At 61.8% G+C, this 21214-nt stretch carries 16 protein-coding genes; 9 read left to right on the forward strand and 7 right to left on the reverse strand.

Annotated features, from left to right (window positions below):
• The first annotated feature begins 59 nt into the window (after nt 1–59).
• Nucleotides 60–4652: a hypothetical protein gene (locus tag CCOY_RS00105; RefSeq protein ID WP_143028440.1), complete on the forward strand. Its 4593-nt coding sequence runs from the start codon at nt 60–62 to the stop codon at nt 4650–4652.
• A gap of 55 nt (nt 4653–4707) precedes the next feature.
• Here CCOY_RS00105 and CCOY_RS00110 read toward each other — a convergent pair whose 3' ends face one another.
• The 3 genes from CCOY_RS00110 to CCOY_RS00120 are packed head-to-tail and all read right to left on the reverse strand — an operon-like array spanning nt 4708 to nt 8923.
• Nucleotides 4708–6222: a cutinase family protein gene (locus CCOY_RS00110; RefSeq protein ID WP_167594482.1), complete on the reverse strand. Its 1515-nt coding sequence runs from the start codon at nt 6220–6222 to the stop codon at nt 4708–4710.
• Nucleotides 6219–8312 carry a YhgE/Pip domain-containing protein gene (locus tag CCOY_RS00115; RefSeq protein WP_092101071.1) on the reverse strand — a complete coding sequence of 698 codons (2094 nt, stop codon included), beginning with the start codon at nt 8310–8312 and terminating at the stop codon, nt 6219–6221. Before CCOY_RS00115 ends, CCOY_RS00110 begins: the two co-directional genes overlap by 4 nt.
• Nucleotides 8309–8923 carry an ATP-binding cassette domain-containing protein gene (locus CCOY_RS00120; RefSeq protein ID WP_092101073.1) on the reverse strand — a complete coding sequence of 205 codons (615 nt, stop codon included), beginning with the start codon at nt 8921–8923 and terminating at the stop codon, nt 8309–8311. Before CCOY_RS00120 ends, CCOY_RS00115 begins: the two co-directional genes overlap by 4 nt.
• Before the next feature lie 87 nt (nt 8924–9010).
• On the opposite strand from CCOY_RS00120, the gene CCOY_RS00125 reads away from it, so the two are divergent.
• The gene (locus tag CCOY_RS00125; protein WP_070483348.1) at nt 9011–9574 is read left to right on the forward strand and encodes a TetR/AcrR family transcriptional regulator; all 564 of its coding nucleotides are present in this window, start codon (nt 9011–9013) and stop codon (nt 9572–9574) included.
• Between the two features lie 39 nt (nt 9575–9613).
• On the opposite strand, the gene CCOY_RS00130 is transcribed toward CCOY_RS00125, so the two are convergent.
• Entirely contained in the window at nt 9614–10246 is a 633-nt protein-coding gene (locus CCOY_RS00130; protein ID WP_092101075.1) for a hypothetical protein, read from the reverse strand.
• 283 nt (nt 10247–10529) lie between these two features.
• On the opposite strand from CCOY_RS00130, the gene CCOY_RS00135 reads away from it, so the two are divergent.
• Nucleotides 10530–11468: a methylenetetrahydrofolate reductase gene (locus tag CCOY_RS00135; RefSeq protein ID WP_070421942.1), complete on the forward strand. Its 939-nt coding sequence runs from the start codon at nt 10530–10532 to the stop codon at nt 11466–11468.
• Between the two features lie 14 nt (nt 11469–11482).
• Nucleotides 11483–13732: a 5-methyltetrahydropteroyltriglutamate--homocysteine S-methyltransferase gene (gene metE / locus CCOY_RS00140; RefSeq protein ID WP_092101077.1), complete on the forward strand. Its 2250-nt coding sequence runs from the start codon at nt 11483–11485 to the stop codon at nt 13730–13732.
• Nucleotides 13733–13911: 179 nt separating this feature from the next.
• Here the strand turns inward: metE and CCOY_RS00145 are convergent, their stop codons facing one another.
• Nucleotides 13912–14859, reverse strand: coding sequence for an endonuclease domain-containing protein (locus CCOY_RS00145; RefSeq protein ID WP_167594483.1), 948 nt, complete (start codon nt 14857–14859; stop codon nt 13912–13914).
• Between the two features lie 294 nt (nt 14860–15153).
• Between CCOY_RS00145 and CCOY_RS00150 the strand changes: the two genes are divergently transcribed.
• The 5 genes from CCOY_RS00150 (at nt 15154) to CCOY_RS00170 (ending at nt 19261) form a co-directional block, all read left to right on the forward strand.
• Complete coding sequence (locus CCOY_RS00150) at nt 15154–15675, forward strand: peptidylprolyl isomerase (RefSeq protein WP_070421945.1); 522 nt, start codon at nt 15154–15156, stop codon at nt 15673–15675.
• A 64-nt stretch (nt 15676–15739) separates the two neighbouring features.
• Nucleotides 15740–16414 (forward strand): rhomboid family intramembrane serine protease, encoded by a 675-nt coding sequence (locus tag CCOY_RS00155; RefSeq protein ID WP_092101080.1) that lies wholly within the window; start codon nt 15740–15742, stop codon nt 16412–16414.
• 253 nt (nt 16415–16667) lie between these two features.
• The gene (locus CCOY_RS00160) at nt 16668–16874 is read left to right on the forward strand and encodes a hypothetical protein (RefSeq protein WP_143028442.1); all 207 of its coding nucleotides are present in this window, start codon (nt 16668–16670) and stop codon (nt 16872–16874) included.
• Nucleotides 16875–16876: 2 nt separating this feature from the next.
• Nucleotides 16877–17593, forward strand: a complete 717-nt coding sequence (locus CCOY_RS00165) for a hypothetical protein (protein ID WP_070815863.1) — start codon at nt 16877–16879, stop codon at nt 17591–17593.
• Nucleotides 17594–17695: 102 nt separating this feature from the next.
• Complete coding sequence (locus tag CCOY_RS00170) at nt 17696–19261, forward strand: catalase (RefSeq protein ID WP_092101084.1); 1566 nt, start codon at nt 17696–17698, stop codon at nt 19259–19261.
• A 67-nt stretch (nt 19262–19328) separates the two neighbouring features.
• Here the strand turns inward: CCOY_RS00170 and CCOY_RS00175 are convergent, their stop codons facing one another.
• Complete coding sequence (locus CCOY_RS00175; RefSeq protein ID WP_070421949.1) at nt 19329–20720, reverse strand: hypothetical protein; 1392 nt, start codon at nt 20718–20720, stop codon at nt 19329–19331.
• A gap of 194 nt (nt 20721–20914) precedes the next feature.
• Nucleotides 20915–21190 carry a cell division protein CrgA gene (crgA, locus tag CCOY_RS00180; protein ID WP_070449902.1) on the reverse strand — a complete coding sequence of 92 codons (276 nt, stop codon included), beginning with the start codon at nt 21188–21190 and terminating at the stop codon, nt 20915–20917.
• Between the last annotated feature and the right edge of the window lie 24 nt (nt 21191–21214).

Raw genomic sequence — 21214 nt, forward strand, 5'->3', positions numbered from 1 at the left:
GTTCAGGTGATCTCAAGGCTGCTTCGAATATCTCCTCCGAGTTGTAAGGAATGAAGCCGTTGAAGAACGCACATCTGAAGAAGCGCGCTATGGCTGCGCTCATTTCGAGCACCCTGATTGCCGGTACCGCAGTGAGTGTTGCGCCTGACGCGTTGGCACTTACCTACACCGGTTCCAGCGCACAGATCGTCGGTGCTTACCAGTCGCTCAGCGAGCAGGAACTGCGCCAGTTCTACTCTGATGGTTACAAAGACCTCCGTAACCAGCCGTTCGACGTCAACACGTTTGTCTTGCCGAACGAGGTTGCGTCGGGTTGGTGCATCGACTGGGGTATCGACAACCCTTGGAACAATGAGATCGGTGGCTACGAGGTCCGTAAGCTCACCGGTGCCTCCGGCCGTTTCGGCGATGGCCTGGGTATTAACGACGACGTACGTCTCGCAGCGATCAACGTCACCAAGTCCTTGATCAAGGACTACGAGCAGTACCAGAAGAACCCGTCTTCGAACCTCGTGTACCAGATTCAGACGAAGAACCGCATCCTCCAGGCACTGCTCTCCAACAATCTCGGCTCGCTGAACGAGATCCGTGGCTACTTCCACCAGAACCGCCTGAACAAGTACCTCTTCTCCTCCCTGACCGGCTTCGACATCATCTGGAAGCGTCAGGACGTTCAGGGCGACGGCACCCCGAACTACGTTCTGGTGAAGAACGCGAACTTCCAGACGGTGAAGGAGAACTACACCGAGGGCGAGTACGTCACCGTTCTGGTTCCGAAGAACTACAACCTCAACCTGAACCCGAAGAAGCACTGGACCTTCCAGCGCATCATCACGATCGTGCAGCCGGGCCTGCCGGGCCCGAAGCCGCCACCGCAGAAGGAAATCATCGAGGAGACGACGACGATCCCGCAGGATCCGTCGACCGTCACCACCACCGAGACGCTTCCGGCGCACAAGACCACCACGACGGTCACGGATACCCCGCGTACGGTAACCGCTACCTACACCCACCCTGAGGTGACGGTGACGGAGCGCAAGGAGCTCCCGACCGCGTACACGACGGTTCGCACGACCCGCCCGCGTCAGACGGTTACCGAAACTGTTAAGGCCACCCCGGTTGTCACGACGACGACCGAGGTCGTTGGTGGCGAGACCGTCACCAAGAAGGTTACCGAGACCCCGGCTCCGAAGACTGTCACCTCCACCGTTGAGGGCGAGCCGACCACTGTCACCGAGACGATCAGCGACACCCCGGTCGTCGTGACCAAGCCGGCTACCACGGTTACCGCAACCCACTGGTCCACCCCGACGCGTACCACCGTTGTGGACGTTCCGGGTACGACGGTTACCACCACGAAGACCGAGACTCCGAAGCCGGTCACGACCACCAACAAGGTCACCCTCACGGAGAACTACTACACCGAGAAGATTTACGAGTCCGTCAAGGAAATTCACGAGTACTACTACTTCGCTGGCTTTACCAAGAAGGACAAGTCCAAGGAGATCGAGCTGCCGGGTGGCATCAAGGGCTCCTGGACCTTCGAGGTCACCAAGGGCCGCGACATCGTCATCGTGGAGCGCACCGAGGATGGCAAGCTGATCATCACCCCGAAGCCGGGCTTCGAGGGCGAGGGCGACGTCGAGATCCTCATCACCGATGAGCGCGGCAACCAGTACATCTACCGCGTGAAGGTGTCCGACACCATCACGGTGAAGACCCAGACCAACGTCACGGTCAACAACTTCTTCTACACCCTCAACCCGAACGGCGAGAACCGCGTCAAGGTCATCCCGCTGAACCCGGGCGACAAGATTAAGAAGCGCGTCTACATCGATGAAAACGGCGTGGAGCACGAGGTTGTGCCGGGCAGCATCAAGGTTGTTCAGGACGAGCAGGGTGTGAAGGTCGAGGTTACCGACACCAACCTGCGCGGCCAGGTTGTCGTTACCACGGTCGACGAGAGCGGCAACGAGCGCGAGAACATCGTCACCATCGAGAACACCACCTCGAAGTTCGAGGTTGTTCGCGAGATCCTGAGCACCTCCACGGCGATCGTGGAGCGTCGCGGCGGCACCTTCAAGATCGTCGAAGGCGAGGATTTGGTGGACATCAAGGAGGGTGACAACGACACCTGGGTCATCACGCCGAAGAATAAGGACCGCGAGGGCAAGGTCGTCGTTGTCTTCACCGACAAGAACGGTGTCGAATACAAGTACACGATTGACATCAAGAAGGATGTCCACTCTGGCCCGCGCATCCGTAACTACGAGATTCAGAGCAACGGCTCGGTCAACATCGAGCGTAGCAACGAGTGGGACATCAAGGTCATCTCCGGTGACGTTGATGTCACCGAAGAGCGCGGCAAGCTTGGCGAAGATGGCGCCGACAAGGACGTCTGGACCGTCAAGCCGAACGAGGGCTTCACGGGTGAGGCGATCATCCACATCGTCGACAAGAAGACCGGCACCCTGATCGGTGTTTGGAAGATCCAGGTCAACCCTGCTCAGGATTTTGATGGCTTCGACTTCAAGGAGCTTGAGCCTCGCAACATCGTCGACCGTGCGGTTGTGGATCTCACCCTGGGCTACAGCATCAAGGACGCCGAAGGAAGGGCTTCGAACCGCTTCACCTTCGATGTTGATGAGAAGTTCGACTCCTTCGACAAGATGCTCGAGCACTACAAGACTGTCTACAAGGACATCATCGACTTCGAGAAGTCGAAGATTGCCGAGGACGGCGACTGGAAGCTCGTCTTCAAGCCGGGTGCAAAGGGCCAGGTCCAGGTTCTCGAGACCGCGCTCAACTTCAAGGACGACGCCAACGGCAAGTACGAGAAGATCACCAAGTTCACCTACAACGTCTCCCCGGCTCCGGTCCGCAACCTCGAATACGATGTCACTTCCGACAACGTGCTCGAGCTGGAAGGCAAGAACCTTCGTGTTGTCGATGACAACAAGGACGAGGCCAAGAAGCTCGTTGTTGACGAGAACTCGCTGCCGACGGGTGATACCAAGTCGGTGAAGATCGAGTTCAACCGCAACGCCGACGGCAAGATCGTTCTGGAGAACCTCACGGACGAGGGCTTCGTCTTCGAGCGCTACACCATCAACGTCACCCCGGGCCGCGACGCTGAGGTCAAGCCGCTCGTGCGCGAGATGGCTTGGAACGCAACCGCACGCATTCCGGGCGCGAAGGATGACGAGGCTGTCATCAACGAGGGCAAGGACCTTGTCAAGGTCGAGCGTGATGAGAAGAACGACCAGTTCATCATCACGGGTCTGCCGGACAAGACTGGTCTGGTCAAGATCCAGGTCAAGGACGCCCGTGGCGTTTGGGCCGAGTACCACCTGAACATGGTCGCTCCGAAGTCGGGCGAGTCCACCTACACCGTCTCCACGAACTCCGAGTTCCGTGCGACCCTTGTAAACGGCAAGAACAGCTTCCTGCTCGTTGAGGGCGGCGAGTTCTTCCAGGAGCCGAAGACCACCGATGGCGAGTGGATCCTCAAGCCGAAGGCTGACGCCGCAGGCAAGACTGGCGTCGTTGAAGAGCGCGACTCCAACGGTTCTGTGCTGAACCGCTACACGGTGAACGTCGTACAGGGCCGCGTCTCTACCAACCGTCAGCAGCGTTCGGTGATCCCGGTTACCGGCTACACCGACATCCCGCCGATGAAGAATGGCGGTAAGTTCTTCATCACCTCGGGCAGCGAGTACGTGACCACCAGCACGGTGGACGGCAACTTCCGAGTCACGGCGAAGCCGGATACCGTCGGCCAGGTCATCCGCGTTGAAGAGCGTGACGGCGAAGGCACCGTTCTGCGCACGATCCTGTTGGACATTGTTCCGGTGGACACTGCAGAGTCTGGAACGCTGGTCTCCAACGGCAAGTCCACTGGTACCAACAAGGATCTGCCGGAGATCACCTACACGAACAACCCGACCACCGGCACGATCACCATCACCCTGCCGGATGGTGTGAAGAGCTTCGTTCCGGTTGAGAACGGCGGTAAGGTCAAGAGCGTCAAGGAAAAGGACGGCAAGGTCGTTGTCGAGACCGATCTGGGCGCACCTGGCGACAGCCTGAATTACGTCCTGGTTGACAAGAATGGCAACCAGTCCTACGTCCGCAATCTGAAGCTCAAGGTCAACGTGACCGGTGAGACGGACAACCAGACCACCAAGGGCTCCTCTGAGCTCGACGGCAAGTGCATCGCCGGCATCGTCGGCATGACCGCGCCGCTGCTGCTGGCTATCCCGCTGGGTATCCTGTCGCAGGTTCAGATCCCGGGCCTGGAGCAGGTCTCCGCCCAGGTCAACGCCGCGATCCGTCAGGCGAACGACCAGATCCAGCGCGGTCTGGGCATTCACGACGACGACCGTGCACGTCGCGCGGCTGGCATCCAGGGTGCGTTCGCTATCGAGAACCCGCAGATGATCGGCCTCGCAGCCGGCGCTCTGGGTGCGATCACCCTCGGCCTCCTGGCAGTCGACGGCGTCATGCGCGCATGTGGTGCAGGTGAGTACACCTCCTCCTACATGGTGGGCAAGGCGACCGGCAACGAGACCCTGATGAAGGGCTCCTCCGACAAGATGCCGGAGTCCAAGGACAAGGGCACCGAAGAGAACAAGCCCGCTGAGGACAAGTAAACCCGCAGTGAGCTAACCCGCTAGGCGAAAGCCCGGCGGGTTTTCTCTTGCGCATTTACTTTGCGACGACCCCACGAACCACCCGGTCCAGCCACCCCAACGCATAGTCATAACCCGTCTGACCGCCCACCTTGAACCCACCGGGGATGTCGGTGAAGCCCAACTTGTAATACGACATGTGCCGCGGCCCGAAATCGCCAGCACGCTGGGCCGACGACACCAACACTGCGTTCTGGGGATCCTCGTAAGTGGCGCGCAGGCCGGTCACATCCAGCACCTGCCCGCACAACACCGCCACGGTGCTATGCGCCCAGGCCTGGCGGCCCTCGGTGCCGGTTGGGGTGCGGGGGATCACGCCGAGGCGATGCAGCTGCCAACTGAACTGCTCCACGGCATGGATGGTGCGAAACATTTCGAGGGTGAGATCGAGCCAGGCGGTGGTGTCGTCGTCAAGCAATTGCGCCGCCTGATCGCGCAGAGGCTCAAGCGCCTGGAACAACCACGGCCAGGTCACGCCCTCCTTGGCCAACTCCGGCAGTGCGGCGAGCAGCGCGATGGCGGCTTGTTCGGCTGGGGGAGTGGTGCTGGTGCCCGCCGCGTGCTGCCCGAGGGCGGTGGCGGCGGTGGTGGCTTCGATGATGATTTGGGGGATGAGGGTGGCGTCGATACGTGAGAGGCCCGACTGCTCAAACGCCTCGGGCACCGGCAGCCCCTGCGCGCGTAAGTCGCGGAAGCGGGCGACGCGGATGCCGGTGATGGCGTTGAAAGGGCCGGGTGTGACATCGCGCATGGCCACATCCGCAAGCGTGCGCAGCGGGCTCGTGGGGTCGGTCGCGCACGCCATGTCCGCGCCGTTGCACAGGGAGAGCACCTTGCCCTCCAAGCCGGTAAACGGCGTGGTGCGGGTGCCGGCGAGGCCCTCGAACGCGGGGTTGAGCGTCGTGCCACCGGTCTGGACTGTCTCCCCGTTGCGGCCGCGCACGCCCGCAGGTGGTTCGGTGTAGAGGCGCGAAGGTTGCTGCGGTGCCGGGTCACCCAGCGGCGCGCGGGCGGGGTCGGCGAAGAGAAGGACGGCGGCGATGTCATCCGCACCCACACCCCGCACGCGACCGGCGGCAACCTCCGCCGCCGCATCACCGACCAGGTGGGCGCCCTGGGAGTAGCCGATCAAAATGAACCGGGTGCCGGGGCAATGCCGGGCCACGGTCTCCATCTCCAAGGTGGCCACGTCCCGGCCGTAGCGCACCGACTCCCCATACGTGGCCGCCTCGGTGCCTTCCGGGACGTTGCCCGAGGTACCGAACACGCTGAAGCGGCCCAGCGAGGCCGGGTACTTCACCTGAAACGTGGACACCGTCCGGGCGCCGAAGCGGGTTTGGAGGTCGTCGGCGGGGGAGGAGGCGTCGTCGAAAAGCGACTCGCGCGCGGACGGATGCCACGAATGCGAAAACCCGGACCCCGCCGCCTGAATCACATGCACGGGGTGGCACCGCAACTGCAACGCCTGCGCCTGTGGCACCGCGAGCGGCACAAGCGCGGCGGACAGCAGGATGGCTAGGGGGCGTCTCACACCGTCAACTCGGGGTGCAGGTCCTTGAACGCCATCGTGCGACGCTTCCGCAGCGCGAAACACGTAAGGGCGATGGACAGGGCCGCCACGAACAACAGGACCGTAAGCGCAGTCCACAGACGCGGGTCATACGACGGCGCACCGAACAGGGCGTAGCGCACCAAATCCACCGAATAGCGCATCGGATCCCACGTGTGCACCCACTGGATAAACCCAGGCTGCACCTCCGGCGGATACAGGCCGTTCGACGCCACCAACTGCAGCGACATCAACGCCATCGTGGCCAAACGGCCAGGCGCCGGGCCCAACGTGGTGTTCAACGCCATAATCGCGGAGATAAACACCCACGACACGAACACCAACACGCCGAACAGCGCCACCGGGTGCTGCGGCTCCACCTTCAGCACACCAACCTGCACCACCCACAGCGCCACAGACTGCGCAAAGCCAATGATCACGGAAGGGATCATCGTGTACAGCATCACGCGGAACGCGCTCACGCCCGAGTCGATGGCGCGGCGGCTAAACGGCTTCATGATCATGTAGGTGATCAGCACACCGAACCATTGCGACAGGGCCAGGAAGAACGGGCTCAAACCCTTACCAAAGTAAGTCACGCCGTCGCCCGTGTGCTGCGGGGTCACCGGATCCGCGGCGGCGTGGATCGCCTTGTCCAGGCGTTCGCCTTCCCACTTCGGGGCTTCCTTGGCGCCGTCCGCAAGTTTCATGGAGAGCTCGCCGGTGCCGTCAGAAAGTTTCACCAGGCCGTCGTTCAAATCGCTCAGGCCCACCACCAACTGGTTCGAGCCGGCCGCCAACTTTGAGGTCGCATCCGTCGCCGTATTCGCAGCGACGACCAACTTCGACGTACCGTCCTTCAACGTCGTAATGCCGGCCAGCAGCGTGCCCGAACCGTCCTGCAGGCGGGCCAGACCCTCCGCAAGAGTGCGGGCACCCGCTACGGCGCTATCCACGCCGCCGCGGTACTGCGCGGTCGGATCAGACAACTGCGTGGCCAACTCGTGCGCGCCAGCCTGCAACTGCATCAACTGGCCGACCAGGTCGTTGCCCGGCACCGCCTGCAGCGGACCAGCGTTCAACTGTGCCTTCACGCCACGGGCTTGCGCGGCCAACTCGTTCGAGCCCGGGATAGGGGAGCGGTCCAGATCCGCGATCACGCGGTCCAGGTTCGCATTGACGTCAGCCAACGCCGCCTGCGCCTGGTTCAACGTGCCAGCAAAGCCGGTGAGCTTATCCACGCCACCTGCGATCTTCGTCGCACCGGCACCCAACTGCTGGGTACCCGCCTGCAACTGATCCAGGCCGTTAGAGAGCTTGGAGGCGCCGCCGGATGCGGTGGTGATGCCGTCATTAAGCTGCGCCGCACCGTCCTGCAACTTGGCCACACCGCCGTCGAGTTTGCCCACCGCACCCGGCATCTGCTGCACCTTGTCATTGAGCTGCTGGATACCGTCGTTGAGCTTCGTGCCGCCGTCGTTGAGCTTCTGCGAGCCGTCCTTGGCCTTATTCGCACCGTCGTCGAGCTTGCCCGCGCCATCCGCGGCGTCCTGCACACCCTGCGACAACGTATTAATGCCGACGAACAGCTGGTCCACCACCTTCTCGCCAACCGAGTTCGACACCGCAACCGCGACCGCCTCACCGGCTTTATCACCCAACACCGTCGGGATGAAACCATTCGTCTCATTCAAGGTGATGTTGATCTTCGCCGAATGCGGATCCTCCGACTTCACGCTGGTCACAGCCTCAGAGAAGTTCGTCGGAATCTCCATCCCCAGGTAATACGTGCCGTTAGCAATGCCCTCCTTGGCCTCCTCGGCACTGACCAACTGGAAATCCAACGGACGCTGCTCCAACAGCTCGTCAACCACCTGGTCGCCGTTCTCACCCTCATCCGAGTTCACCAACGCAACCGGCAACTTGTACAAATTGCCCAGTGGATCCCAATACGACCACACAAACAAGCCACCGAACAGCAACGGCAGCAACATGATGGCAACAAGGGCAAGCGGTGGGAGCTTGCCGTTCAAAAACTTCCGGAAATCGGTTCCGATATGCAGGCCGCTCATAGCCCCTCCTCATTGACCGTATTCACCATCACGGGAAGGTGGACCGCGACGCCGCGGAGGTCGCTAAGAAGCAACTTGCGCAACTTCATGTCACGGACCTGATCGATGTCGTCGACAATGAGCAACTTCGCCTCCGGACGCGAAATCAACGCAAGCAACACGCGCAAGCGGAAGCGCTCCAGCGGAGTAATGTCGCCGACCTTGGCCAGCAGATCCAGCTCCTCCAACTGCAGCGGCTCCAACCACTTCTCCACGTACGGATGCGCCTTAATCGCCTCCGGGCTGCGCGGGGTGCGCTTGAAGAAACTCTGCGACCACGCAATCTGCTCCCGCATCGCATCCCGCACGCGCACCAGACGATCGATCGAGTCGATCTCCGGCACGCCCGCCAACGCGACATCGCGGAAGCGATCGTGGTGGGTGGTGGGTTCGCTATCAAGCAGAATGGTGCCCTCTGCAGGGCGGAAGCGACCCGCCAGCGCAAGGCTGAGCAGCGTCGAATCGGACTCGCGCGCCGTGTTGAGCAGGGTCAAACCGCGGCCGATGTCGAACGACTCCGGGTCGTCGCCACTGCGCAGGACAAGATCCTGTGCAGACAGGATTGCAGACATTCGGTCCCCTAACCGTAGGGTGGACTATCACTTAACTCGTGATATGGTGCTTCCCAATTCAATCACTGTCAAACCGAGAGTGGGCCCATGCGCGCAGACGCCCGCAAAAAACGCGACCAAATCATCACGGCCGCCCTCCAACAGATCCAAACCCGCCCGAACTCCGAAATCACACTCGAAGGCATCGCCGCTGACGCTGGAGTAGGCATCGCCACCCTCTACCGCCACTTCCCATCGCGCGCATCGCTTTACGACGCCTGCGCCATCGTCTACATCGATGACCTCCAAACCCTCCTCGACGACACCCTCGCCGACTTCCACCGCGACCCCCAAGGCAGCTTCGAACGCTTCGTCTGGGCCATCGTCGACTCCGGCGTCGGCATGCTCGCCACCGCCCTTGCCGCCGAACCCTCCGCTGACGGCCCCCGCATCATCGTCGAACGCCGCGAGACCTTCATGCACAACGTGCAATTGCTTATCGACGAAGCCGTGCCCCACAACATCGTCGCCCCCGGCCAAACCGCGCTGCAGCTCGCCACCGAACTGATCGTGGCCACCCGACCGCTTGCCTCACCCCTGGCCGATCTGCTCCCCGACGTGCGCGATCGCCTCGTCCGCCACCTCATGGCCGGCTGGCGCGCGAACGTATAGGCGTTCGGGGGCGGGGCTGGGCCCGGAAGGGACGTGGCGCTAGTCCTCCAGGCGGTGGCGACCTGCGGAATCGTCAGAATCGTCGGCCGAACGTGCTTCGCGGTCGTCCTCGGTAGTGGTGGAGTAGACCAGCGTGGAGGTCCCGCCAACGCCAGCACCGCCAGCACGACCAGCGCCGCCCTCGGCAACCGAGACGAGGTCGAGGTCGGCGGGGGAGTCGTCGCGAAGTTCAGCGATCTTGTCCTTGAGGAAGAACTCCCAGGCAGCCCATGCGCTACCTGCGGCGACGGCGCTGAGCGTCGACCACTTGATCACGGAGCCGATGGTGCCGAGCACGCTGCGGCCTTCGTCCTTCTTCTCCTTGGCGTGGTCTTTAAGGAAGGCGAGTTGGGCGGCGCGCAGGGGAGCGTCGGCGTCGAAGGCGGCGCGGCGGCGGTCGAGGCGCTCGTGGGCCTGGCGGGTGATTTCGCCGGCTTCGGCGCGGGCGGCGCCGTAGAGCTCCTGGAGTTGGTCGCGGTCGAATTTGTCGGTGAGGTCGGAGAGGTCGCCGTCTTTAAGCGTGTCGATGAGGGACTGGTAAATGTCGCGCTCGCGTTTGTCGTTTTGGTCGCGGAAGTACTTCAGGCCTTGGTTTGCGAGGGCGTAGGCCATGCCGATGGTCCTGAGGTTCATGTGGGCTCCTTTGTTTAGTGGGTTCAAGTTTTGTTCGATTGGTTCGGTGTCTAGCGTAGCGAAGCCCCCGCAGAACGGCTCCGTACCAAGCGTTACGTAAAAATGAACCAAGCGGTTCAGTTTGTGGTATTTACATTCACGAAAACCGGCCGCATGACCTGCGCAAACGGGCAAAATAGACAACCTTGATTGTGGCGCGGAAACGGGCAACATAAGTTTCAAGTCACCGTTTAACCACGGTGCAACAAGTCCCGATGACAGCCAGCCGAGAGAAAGGTCCGCCATGTTCGAAGCCTCCCCTTCGACCCGGCTTTCCGCCTCGGCACCCATCGACCGCGAGGGCGCTCCGGTGATCCGCCGCCCTCGTCCGAAGCGCCAGCGCACCGCGTTGAGTTTCGAGATCATTCCGCCGCGCCCCTCCGACAGCGTGGCCAAGATGGACGAACTCATTGCCGGCCTGGCCGCCTACAACCCGGATTACGTCTCCGTGACCAGCTCGCGTCGCAGCGAGTGGCTCGAAGGCACTGCCGCGGTGATCTCCCGGATTGCGGAAACCACCGACCTGCGCCCGATCGCACACCTGGCCTGCACGGCGGGTACGCGCGAGGAGCTCACCGAGTGGATCCGCACGCTTATCGACGCCGGCGTGCGCGGCTTCCTCGCACTCCGCGGCGACCTGCCCGAAACGGGCATGCCGGAGCACTACCTGCAGTACGCCACCGACCTGCTCAACCTCATCGAGGAAGTGCAGGAAGAGGAGGCGTTTCGCCTCGCCGCCGGCAAGCTCGCGCTGTCGGTTGCGTGCTACCCGAAGGGGCATGAGGAGTCGCGAAATTTCGACCATGACCTGGATGTGCTGCTGACTAAGCAGCGCCTGGGTGCCGATTTCGCGATTACACAGCTCTTCTTCGAGGCGCAGGATTACCTGGACTTTGTCGAGGTAGCACGCCTGGCGGGTGTGCGTATCCCGTTGATTCCGGGGATTATGCCGATGACTTCCCTGAAGCGTGTGCGCCGGATGGGTGAGTTGTCGGGGTTGGAGGTGCCTGAGGTCGTCGAGAAGCAATTGCTCGAAGCTGACGACGAATACGAAACCGGCATGCAACTCACCGCCAACCTTGCGCGGGAGATTTTGGACGCCGGCACCGGCGGACTCCACGTGTACACCCACAACAACCTGGCCGTCACGCGGGACTTCTTGGACCGCATCGGCATCCAATAGATAAAGGACAAACCATGACCACCTTCCCCAAGGCAACCATCGAGGGTTACCCGCGCATCGGCGCGAACCGCGAGCTGAAGCACGCGCTTGAGAGCTACTGGGCAGGGCGTATCGACGCCGACACGTTCCGCTCCACCGCCCGCGCCCTCCGCGTGAACAACTACAACCATCTGCGCGACCTCGGCCTCACCGAGGATTACGCCATCCCCGCCGACGTCGCCCTCTACGACCAGGTGCTCGAGACCGCCCTGACCGTGGGCCTCGTGCCGGGCGGGGTGGATCTGGACGAGGAGTTCGCGCTCGCCCGCGGCAACGCCACCCGCGTGCCGCTGGAGATGACCAAGTGGTTCGACACCAACTACCACTACCTCGTGCCGGAGATCGAGGCTGGTCAGGAGATTAAGGCCGTGCCGGAGCGCATCCTGCACATCGTCGAGGAAGCTGCCGAGGCCGGTCACAAGGTTCGCCCGTTCCTCGTCGGCCCGGTCACCCTCATTGCGCTGTCCAAGCCTGCCGAGTGGTCGCTGCTGCCAGCGCTTGTCGACGCCTACGCTGAGGTATTCAAGGCCCTCAAGGACGCCGGCGTGGAGTGGATCCAGATCGCCGAACCGGCCGTGGTCGCCGACCTGTCCACCCCGGACGCCGAGATTGCCAAGTACCTGCGCTCGGCATGGTCTGGTTTGTTGGCCGCGGAGAACCGCCCGAACGTCTACCTGACCACCCCGTACGGCTCCGCCCGCGAGGCCCTGCCGGTCCTCGGCGAACTCGGCGTCGAAGCACTGCACGTCGACCTTTCCCCGTGGACCCTCGACGCCGACGCCGACTACCCGGAGCGCATCCGCACCACCATCCCGGAGACCACCCACCTCGTCGCCGGCATCATCGACGGCCGCAACGTCTGGGCCGCCAACCTGCGCGAACGCACCGAGGTCCTCGAGTCCCTCGGCCGCCCGGTGTCCGTCTCCACCTCCACCTCGCTGCAGCACGTGCCGCACACCCTCAAGGCCGAGCGCAACCTGCCGGTTGAGGTCGCACCGTGGCTGTCGTTTGCCGACGAGAAGCTCGCCGAAATCCAGGCGCTCGTCGCCGGCCCGGACGCCGCAGCCGAGGCGTTCGCCCAGTCCGACCGCGCCGTGCGCACCCGCGCAGAATCCACGACGATTCACAACCAGGCGGTTGTGGACCGCGTGGCAAAGCTGCCGGAGGGCGAAGTCAAGCGCGAGCCGGCCTTCGAAGAGCGCATCAAGATCCAGCGCGACGAGCTGAAGCTGCCCACCCTGCCAATCACCACGATCGGTTCCTTCCCGCAGACCCAGGAAATCCGCAAGGCCCGCGCCGACCACCGCGAAGGCTCCCTTTCCGACGCCGACTACAAGGAAGCCCTCAAGGCCGAAATCAAGCAGGTCATCGAACTGCAAGAAGAGATCGGTCTCGACGTCCTCGTCCACGGCGAAGCCGAGCGCAACGACATGGTCCAGTACTTCGCCGAACTCCTCGACGGCTTCGTCGTCACGGAAAACGGCTGGGTCCAGTCCTACGGCTCCCGCTGCACCCGCCCGCCAATCGTCGTCGGCGACGTCTCCCGCCCGAAGGCCCTGTCCGTCGACTGGTCCGCATACGCCCAGTCCCTCTCCGACAAGCCGGTCAAGGGCATGCTCACCGGCCCGGTGACCATCCTGGCCTGGTCCTTCAAGCGCGACGACGTGCCGCTTTCGGTCTCCGCCGACCAGATCGGCGTCGCCCTTGCCGACGAAGTCGCCGACCTCGAGGAAGCCGGCATCAACGTCATCCAAATCGACGAGCCAGCCCTGCGCGAACTGCTGCCACTTCGTGCCGACGACCGCGCCTCCTACCTCGACTGGGCCGTCCGCGCCTTCCGCCTCGTGTCCTTGAACGCGAAGCCGTCGACCCAGATCCACACCCACCTCTGCTACTCGGAGTTCGGCCAGATCATCGACGCCGTCGCCGGCCTCGACGCCGACGTCACCTCCATCGAGGCAGCCCGCTCCAAGATGGAACTGCTGGAAGATATCGACGAGACCTTCCACTCCGAAATCGGCCCCGGCGTGTGGGACATCCACTCCCCGCGCGTGCCGTCCACCGAGGAAATCGCAGGCCTGCTGCGTGCCGCGCTCGAACACGTGCCGACCGAGCGCCTCTGGGTCAACCCGGACTGCGGCCTGAAGACCCGCGGCTACGCCGAAGTCGACCCGTCCCTGCGTAACCTGGTCGCCGCCCGCGACGAGGTCGTCGCCGGCCTGTAGGTTCCGGTCGCGCCGGGGCGTGCTCTGCCGCGCCGGTGCGCCGGTGCGCCGGTGCGCCGGTGCCCCCGCCCCCGCTTCGAGTTTCCAGCGAACTAGTTGTAGCGAACCGCCCGAAAACCGCGATTCGCTGGGTGTAGTTCGCTGGTTTCTTTCGTTTCAGGGGTGCGGCGCGGCGCGCTTTACGGGAATCGGGATTGGCGTTGCCTTGGACGTTGCCGGGTCGCGGCGACTTGCGGCTCACCGCGCTTGTCTGCCCGTGCTTTCGCCTCCCGTATCCGGCGGACGCATTCCTCCGGATTCCGGAGTATCTCCCGTGTGAAAAATCGGATGACCTCGTATCCCTGCTCACGAATCCAAGTTTCGCGCTTGAGTTGAGAGAGGACGGCATCGTGAGGCTTGTTCTCGAACTTATCGAGGCCATCGATCTCAATAACGAGATTTCCCCAGATCAGGTCGACTCGGAAATCTGGTCCGATCCACAGTTGCATCTCCACCTCAATACCGTTTTCGTGGAGAATCACACGCAGGAGAGTTTCGTACGGTGACTCTGACCAAGGAGACGCAAGTTCGAGTGCCCGCCGTGCGTTCGCAATCCCTCGTTTTCCCTTGAGACGGGCAATTTTCGCTTGGATGGTCTCCCATCGTCTCCGCTTTTCTTGGAGGGTGCCGAAGCTTAGAAGCCAGTCCATCGCGACCGCGCCCTGACGCACGCCGTGAAACCGCGCGATGTCGATCGCGGTGCGCTCTGGGCTTGTCACCTGTATTTTTCGGTCCGCACCGATGCAGTCGGTCCGGTGGATGCAGTAGACGTCCGATTCAGGGATCCGCATGTGACGGTAACGCAGACCGTCGGGCCAGTCTTTCGTGGATGGTGGCGTACCGTGCGTTTGTGCGAGCTCGATGACTTCCTTGCCGTCCGGGATGGTCCACATGTTCAGTAGGCGGGCGGCCGAGCGACTCACCAACACCGAGCGATGGGCCGATGAACCTGCTGCGTAGCAGCGTAAGTACTCGCGCTCGTACGGCCGCAGCGCGTTCCACGCTTCGAGGCGCACGTATCGACGCGATGCAACTTTTACGCATGCTTCCGCCTCGGCGACCGCCTGGCCGACGAGCAATTGCGTCAACTTTTCCCCAACCATATGACCCCCCGGTTTATGATGCTGGATTAAAAGTATCCGCTGGGGAGCCGATGCACAAGAGCAACGTGCTAGCCGAGGCCTCCGATCGAGTTTCCAGCGAACCAGTCCCAGCGAATCGGCAATTTTCGACGATTCGCTGGGACTGGTTCGCTGGGTTTGCGATCAAAGTCCTGGACCGCCCAGGACCGCCCAGGACAGCCCAGGACACCAAGACAGCCCGGCACGCCCAACCGCCGACCCGGCGAACGCCCTCGGACGATTCCGCGTAGTCTGGTCGGCATGACTCAGAAGACACAAACGATGACGTTGCACACGAACCACGGCGATATCGTGATTGACCTGTTTGGCAACCACGCGCCGAAGACGGTAGAGGTAATCACTGGCCTGGCGACGGGCGAGCAGGAGTACGCCACCAAGAACGCCCAGGGCACGACCGAGGGCCCGTTCTACGACGGTGCGATTTTCCACCGCATCATCCCGGGTTTCATGATCCAGGGCGGCGACCCGACCGGCACCGGCACGGGCGGCCCGGGTTTCCAGTTCGCGGATGAATTCCATCCGGAGCTGCAGTTTGATCGTCCGTACCTGCTGGCTATGGCGAATGCGGGCCCGGGCACGAACGGTTCCCAGTTCTTCATCACCGTGGACGCTACCCCGTGGTTGAACAACCGCCACACCATTTTCGGTGAGGTCACGGATGAGGCGTCGAAGAAGGTTGTCGACGAGATCGCGAACGTGCAGACCGGCCGCATGGACCGTCCGGTTGAGGATGTTGTGATCAACTCGGTCGAGGTCAAGTAACACGTCTCGACCAGCCCCTGCCAGTTGGCGGGGGCTTTTTCGTGCCCAAAGTACGCTGAGGGCCATGTTCCCCAATGCCATGAAGAACACGTTGAAGAATGCTCCGGCCACCTCCGTTATTGCTGCGTTGTGCACGTTGGTGTTTGTGGTGACGGCGGTGCAGTCGAGAAGTGTGATGGACGTGATTTGGGATTCGCCGGTGGGGGAGCAGATGATTCTGTTTGGCCCGTTGGTGTACGACTGGGGCTATTTGCGCACGTTGAGCGCGGGTTTTCTGCACCTGGACATTACGCATCTTGCGTTGAACATGTTCATGTTGGTGTTCATTGGCGCGGAGGTGGAGCGCTTTGTGGGGTCGGGTCCGTTTGTGGTGGCGTATTGCGCGGGGGTGCTGTGGTCGTCGATTAGCGTGCTTGCGTTTAATTTCACAACGCCGACGGCGGGTGCGTCGGGGGCGTTGTACATGCTGATGGCGGTGCTCATCGCAGTTGCTTATCGACGATCAACTGACCTGCGCGCCCCGCTCACCCTGGTAGCGGTGAACGTGGCGTATTCGCTGATGTCGCCGACGGTGTCGCTGTGGGGGCACCTGGGTGGGCTTGTGGTGGGGCTGGTTGTGGGGTGGTGGCTGACCTCGCCGAATGTGCGCACGCGGTGGGTGGCGGCGTGTTCGGCGTTGGTGGCTGCGGTGCCGGTGGTGTGGGTGTTGACGTTGCCGTCGACGATCCCTGTGTACTAACCGGAGTTATCCACAAGCGTTATCCACAATGTGGAGAACTACACGCGTGTTGTTCCTCGAACGACACGTCGAACAGTGAAAATGACACGCCGAAGTTACCTGGTGTTTTCGAATAATCCCCAGCACATCCACGGCGCCTGTGGAGTTGTGCACAGAGTTATCCACAGGTGTGGATAGTTAGTGTTCGAATAACGGGAGAGCAATGTCGCTGCCGTTGGTTAGGATCAAAGCCAAAAGGAAGAAGGTGATTCTCATGAAGCTGAAAGTGCGCCGCTTTACCAATGCAGAGCTGCGAGCACGCCAACGCGGTTTGCGCGCGAAGTTAACTGAATCGTTGGGGATGGCGTTGCCATCTGATGACGTACTGAAGGATCTTGCCTGGTCAGGCGGGTTCACCTACGAGCAGCGAGACATCTACGACGAGTTGCGCAGGGTGGAGTCACTTCTCGGGGAGCGTTAAGCGTGGAGAAAGAGGCTGTAGAGTTCCTGCAGCAGGCGCTCGACTTGGCGCTTGATGTATTGCCAGTCGCGTCCATTCGCGACGTTCGGTACAACGCCGAATCTAATACGGATGAAGATCGCGTTGTCGGTAGTTTTCAACTGCCACTTGTTTACGGAGCTGGACAGTCTGATCAGGGGGTTTCAAGATCTGATTACAGTGCGATCTATCAGGTTTTTATCGAATATGAGCTCGCGATCGGTTCAGGCGAACAGTATCTGGCCGTCGATCGAAGCAAGTTCGAGATCCGCGTCCGCACTTCACCTGGTATCAGGTTCGAGTATGAACGCGGATATACCTCTGCCCCTACGGCGCATATTCACTCTTCGGGGATCTCCGGGTTGTTAAGTGTTGCCCTTATGGCGAACTTCGAGGGAACAAAGGCCAAGGACAGGCGCAAAGGCGACCTACAAGCCCTGCATTTTCCCGTAGGAGGGCGACGGTTCCGTCCTTCACTGGAGGACTTCTTATATTTCGTTGTCCGCGAATGTGGCTTCCGAGGAAAACCTGGGTGGGAGAGCAAATTGCTGCAGTCGCGAGAGGGGTGGCTGGACAAGCAGCTCCGCGCTGCGGTTCGGGATCATCCTGCGGAGGCAGCGGAGGCGCTTCGAGACCTCGGCTACAACGTGGAGCCGCCTTCTGGTGGCGACGTGGAGAAGCGTAGAAAACGTACTTGGTAGCCACCGTCGAGGCTGCTTACGAATGTTTCGGCAACCGGTTCATGCGGAAGTACCTACCCTGGGAGGGGTACATGTCAACAACAGTGAAGTAAGGAGCAAGTCGTGACTGACAAGAGCAAGGCGGAGGAGATCGTCGCTAAGGGCGAGCGTCCTGCGGGTAAGGGCCGTACCACTGAGTTGAGTGGTCAGCCGGTTGCGTCGGAGAATATTTCGGTGACGCAGGGTCGTCAGGGTGCGAATGTGCTTAACGACGTCCACATGATCGAAAAGTTAGCCCACTTCAACAGGGAGAACGTCCCGGAGCGTATTCCGCACGCGAAGGGTCATGGCGCGTTTGGTGAGCTGCACATCACGGAGGATGTGTCGCAGTACACGAAGGCGAAGCTGTTCCAGCCTGGCACCGTTACGCCGATGGCGGCGCGTTTTTCCACGGTCGCGGGTGAGGCTGGCTCGCCGGATACCTGGCGTGACGTGCACGGTTTCGCGCTGCGTTTTTACACGGAGGACGGCAACTACGACATCGTGGGTAACAACACCCCGACGTTCTTCCTGCGCGACGGCATGAAGTTCCCGGATTTCATTCACTCGCAGAAGCGTCAGCCGAACTCGGGCTTGCGTGACGACGAGATGCAGTGGGACTTCTGGACCCGCACCCCGGAGTCCGCACACCAGGTGACCTACCTCCTGGGCGACCGCGGCACCCCGAAGACGTCGCGCCACCAGGATGGTTTCGGCTCCCACACCTTCCAGTGGATCAACGAGGAAGGTACGCCGGTGTGGGTGAAGTACCACTTCAAGACTCGTCAGGGTTGGGAGTGCTTCACCGACGAGGAGGCCACCGAGAAGGCCGGTACCGATCCGGATTTCCAGCGTGCGGACCTGTTCAACGCGATTGCGGACGGCGACTACCCGATCTGGGACGTCAAGGTGCAGATCATGCCGTTCGAGGAGGCGAAGGATTACCGCTTTAACCCCTTCGACCTGACCAAGACCTGGTCGCAGAAGGATTACCCGCTGATCCCGGTCGGCTACTTTGTGCTGAACCGCAACCCGAAGAATTTCCACGCACAGATCGAGCAGCTCGCGCTTGATCCGGCGAACCTGGTGCCGGGTGTGGGTCTGTCGCCGGACCGTATGCTGCAGGCGCGTGTGTTTGCCTACTCGGATCAGCAGCGTTACCGCATCGGTACGAACTACAAGGACCTGCCGGTCAACCGCCCGATCAACGAGGTGAACACCTACGCGGAGCGTGGTTCCATGGCGTACTTCTTCAACGAGGAGAATGAGCCGAACTACTCGCCGAACCGCACCGACAAGGGCGCCGGCTACTTGGACAACGGCGAGGATTCCTCCTCCAACTTCACCGATTACGGCCAGGCGGAGAACCTCTACGTCAACCCGGATCCGGAGGGTACTGACCTTGTGCGTGCTGCGTACGTCAAGCACGCGGAGGACGACGACTTCGGCCAGGCCGGCACGCTCTACCGCGACGTGTTCGACGACGGGGAGAAGGAGCGCTTCGTTCACAACATCACCAACAAGATGATGGCGATTAAGAACAAGGACGTCGAGGAGCGCGTTTACGAGTACTGGGGCAAGGTCGATGCTGACCTTGAGACCAGGGTTCGTGAGTCGCTGGCGAAGAAGCGCGCGGCACAGAACAACTAGCGCAAGGTAAAGCCCGTTGAGTCAACAGACTCAACGGGCTTTGTCAGCTTCGCGGTTTTAGAAGGGTTTAGAAGGTACCGCGGACCTGGCGACCGAAGTCAGAGGTGGTTGCGTCGAGGGAGGACACCTTCTGGTCGTTGTACAGGGAGGTGTCGCCTGCGAGGCGGCCGGTCTGGGTGACGGTCAGGGTGTTGTGGAGACGGCCTTCCTTGGTGTTGCCGTCGCCGAAGGAGAAGCCGGCGAGCAGCATGTCGTCGCCAGCGTTGACCGGGTTGGACAGGGTGACCTCGAAGACGCGGACGTTGCGGTCGAAGTCGTAGCCAAGGTCACGGACGTGGGAGCCGTTGTAGCGGGTGGTGGTGATCAGACGGTCGACGCCCTCCGGGCCGGCGAAGGTGCCGACCTCAACGCGGAAGGTCACGGCCGGGAACTCGCCCCAGTAGCGCTTGTCGCCGACGTTCTTCACACGCAGTGCGACGGAGCCTGCGAAGCCGGAAGCCTTCCAGGTGGAGGTGGTGAAGTGCGGCTGCAGGTCGAGCTCGCGCACAGCGTTCTCTTCTGCTTCGATGACCTCTTCAACCTCACCGGTGTTGGTCTCTTCGACCTCGTCGATGATGTTGGTGCCCTCGTCGGTGATGTCGTTGTTGGTGACGTCTGCTGCCTTGTCGTCCTCAACCTTGTCAACGTCATCGAGGTTCGCGCCGGTCTCGATCTTCTTGACGTCCTCGTTGTACGCCGGGTTCGGGTTGTCCACCGGGGTGGTCACCTGTGCGCCCTTGTTCGGTGCCCAGGAGCCGGCCGGGGTGGCGTAGTTCTTGACACGCACCTCGTTCTTGACCGGCATATTGGCGATCCAGGCGGTCGGGGTGGCCCAGGTGCCGTTCGGGCGGCAGCGCTGCTGGGTACCGGTCATGGTGACGGTGCGGAAGCCGTAGGTGGCCTCGCCGGTGTTGCCTGCCGGCACCTCGTACGGGCCGATCTGCTGACCGACGGACCAGCTCAGGGAGCCGGAGACGTCCCAGCCGAGGGACTTGGCCAGGGAGTAGCCGATGTTGCCCTGCAGGCCGTCCTTGGAGCCAGAGCCACCGAGCGTGATCGTCTCGGTCTTAGAACCGTTGACGGACGCGGAGATGGACTGGGTACGGGACAGATCCTGGGACAGCGGGATGGCCTTGTCGGACAGGTTGGTGGTGGAGATGGTGCCCACCGGCAGGAAGTTGTCCTTCACCTTGTACACGACGGTGCGGTAGTCCTCGGTGGAGTTGCAGACCGGACGTGGGTTGAGGACGTTGGCCTTCAGGTGGTCAGAACCACGGTAGGTGTGGATGATCGGCAGAGCATCGTTGGTTGCCGGAGTCTCCGGATAGGACTCTTCAAGGGTTTGAGCGGTTGCGGTGACTGCGGAGCCGGCGATGGCGACGGCTGCGAGTGCTGCAACGGCGGAACGGATTGCGCGCACGGGCGGTCCTTTCTCGGTGACTTTTCCTTTGAAAACGTTGAGGTGAGATTTAACTCTCACTGATAAAGTGATAATCGAGTGCACAGGTTTGTGCAGAAAACTGTTGTAGAATTCACCGAATCCGGGGGTAAACGAAACAAACGGGGCGCCGCGGAAACACTCCGCGACGCCCCGTTTAAGCAGGGAAAACCGGTTTAGCGCCAGCCCATGGTCATCAGCAGACCGAGGATCATGCCGGTAAAGCCGATGGCGTAGTTCCACGGGCCGAGTTCGGCGAGGAACTGAATTTGGTCACCGGCGAGGTAGTACAGGATCAGCCACGCCAGACCGAGAATCATGAGGCCGAACATGATGACCTTGTACCACACTGGGGTGCCACCGGTGTTGACCTTGACAGGGGTACGGGACACGCCGGTGGAGGTGCTGCTGACCGGGCGGACCGGGTCCTTGGTTACTTTCGCTTTAGGCATCGTTGTCTCCGTTGCTTTCTGGGG

The sequence above is a fragment of the Corynebacterium coyleae genome (genome assembly GCF_030408635.1).
Classification (GTDB): Bacteria; Actinomycetota; Actinomycetes; order Mycobacteriales; family Mycobacteriaceae; genus Corynebacterium; species Corynebacterium coyleae.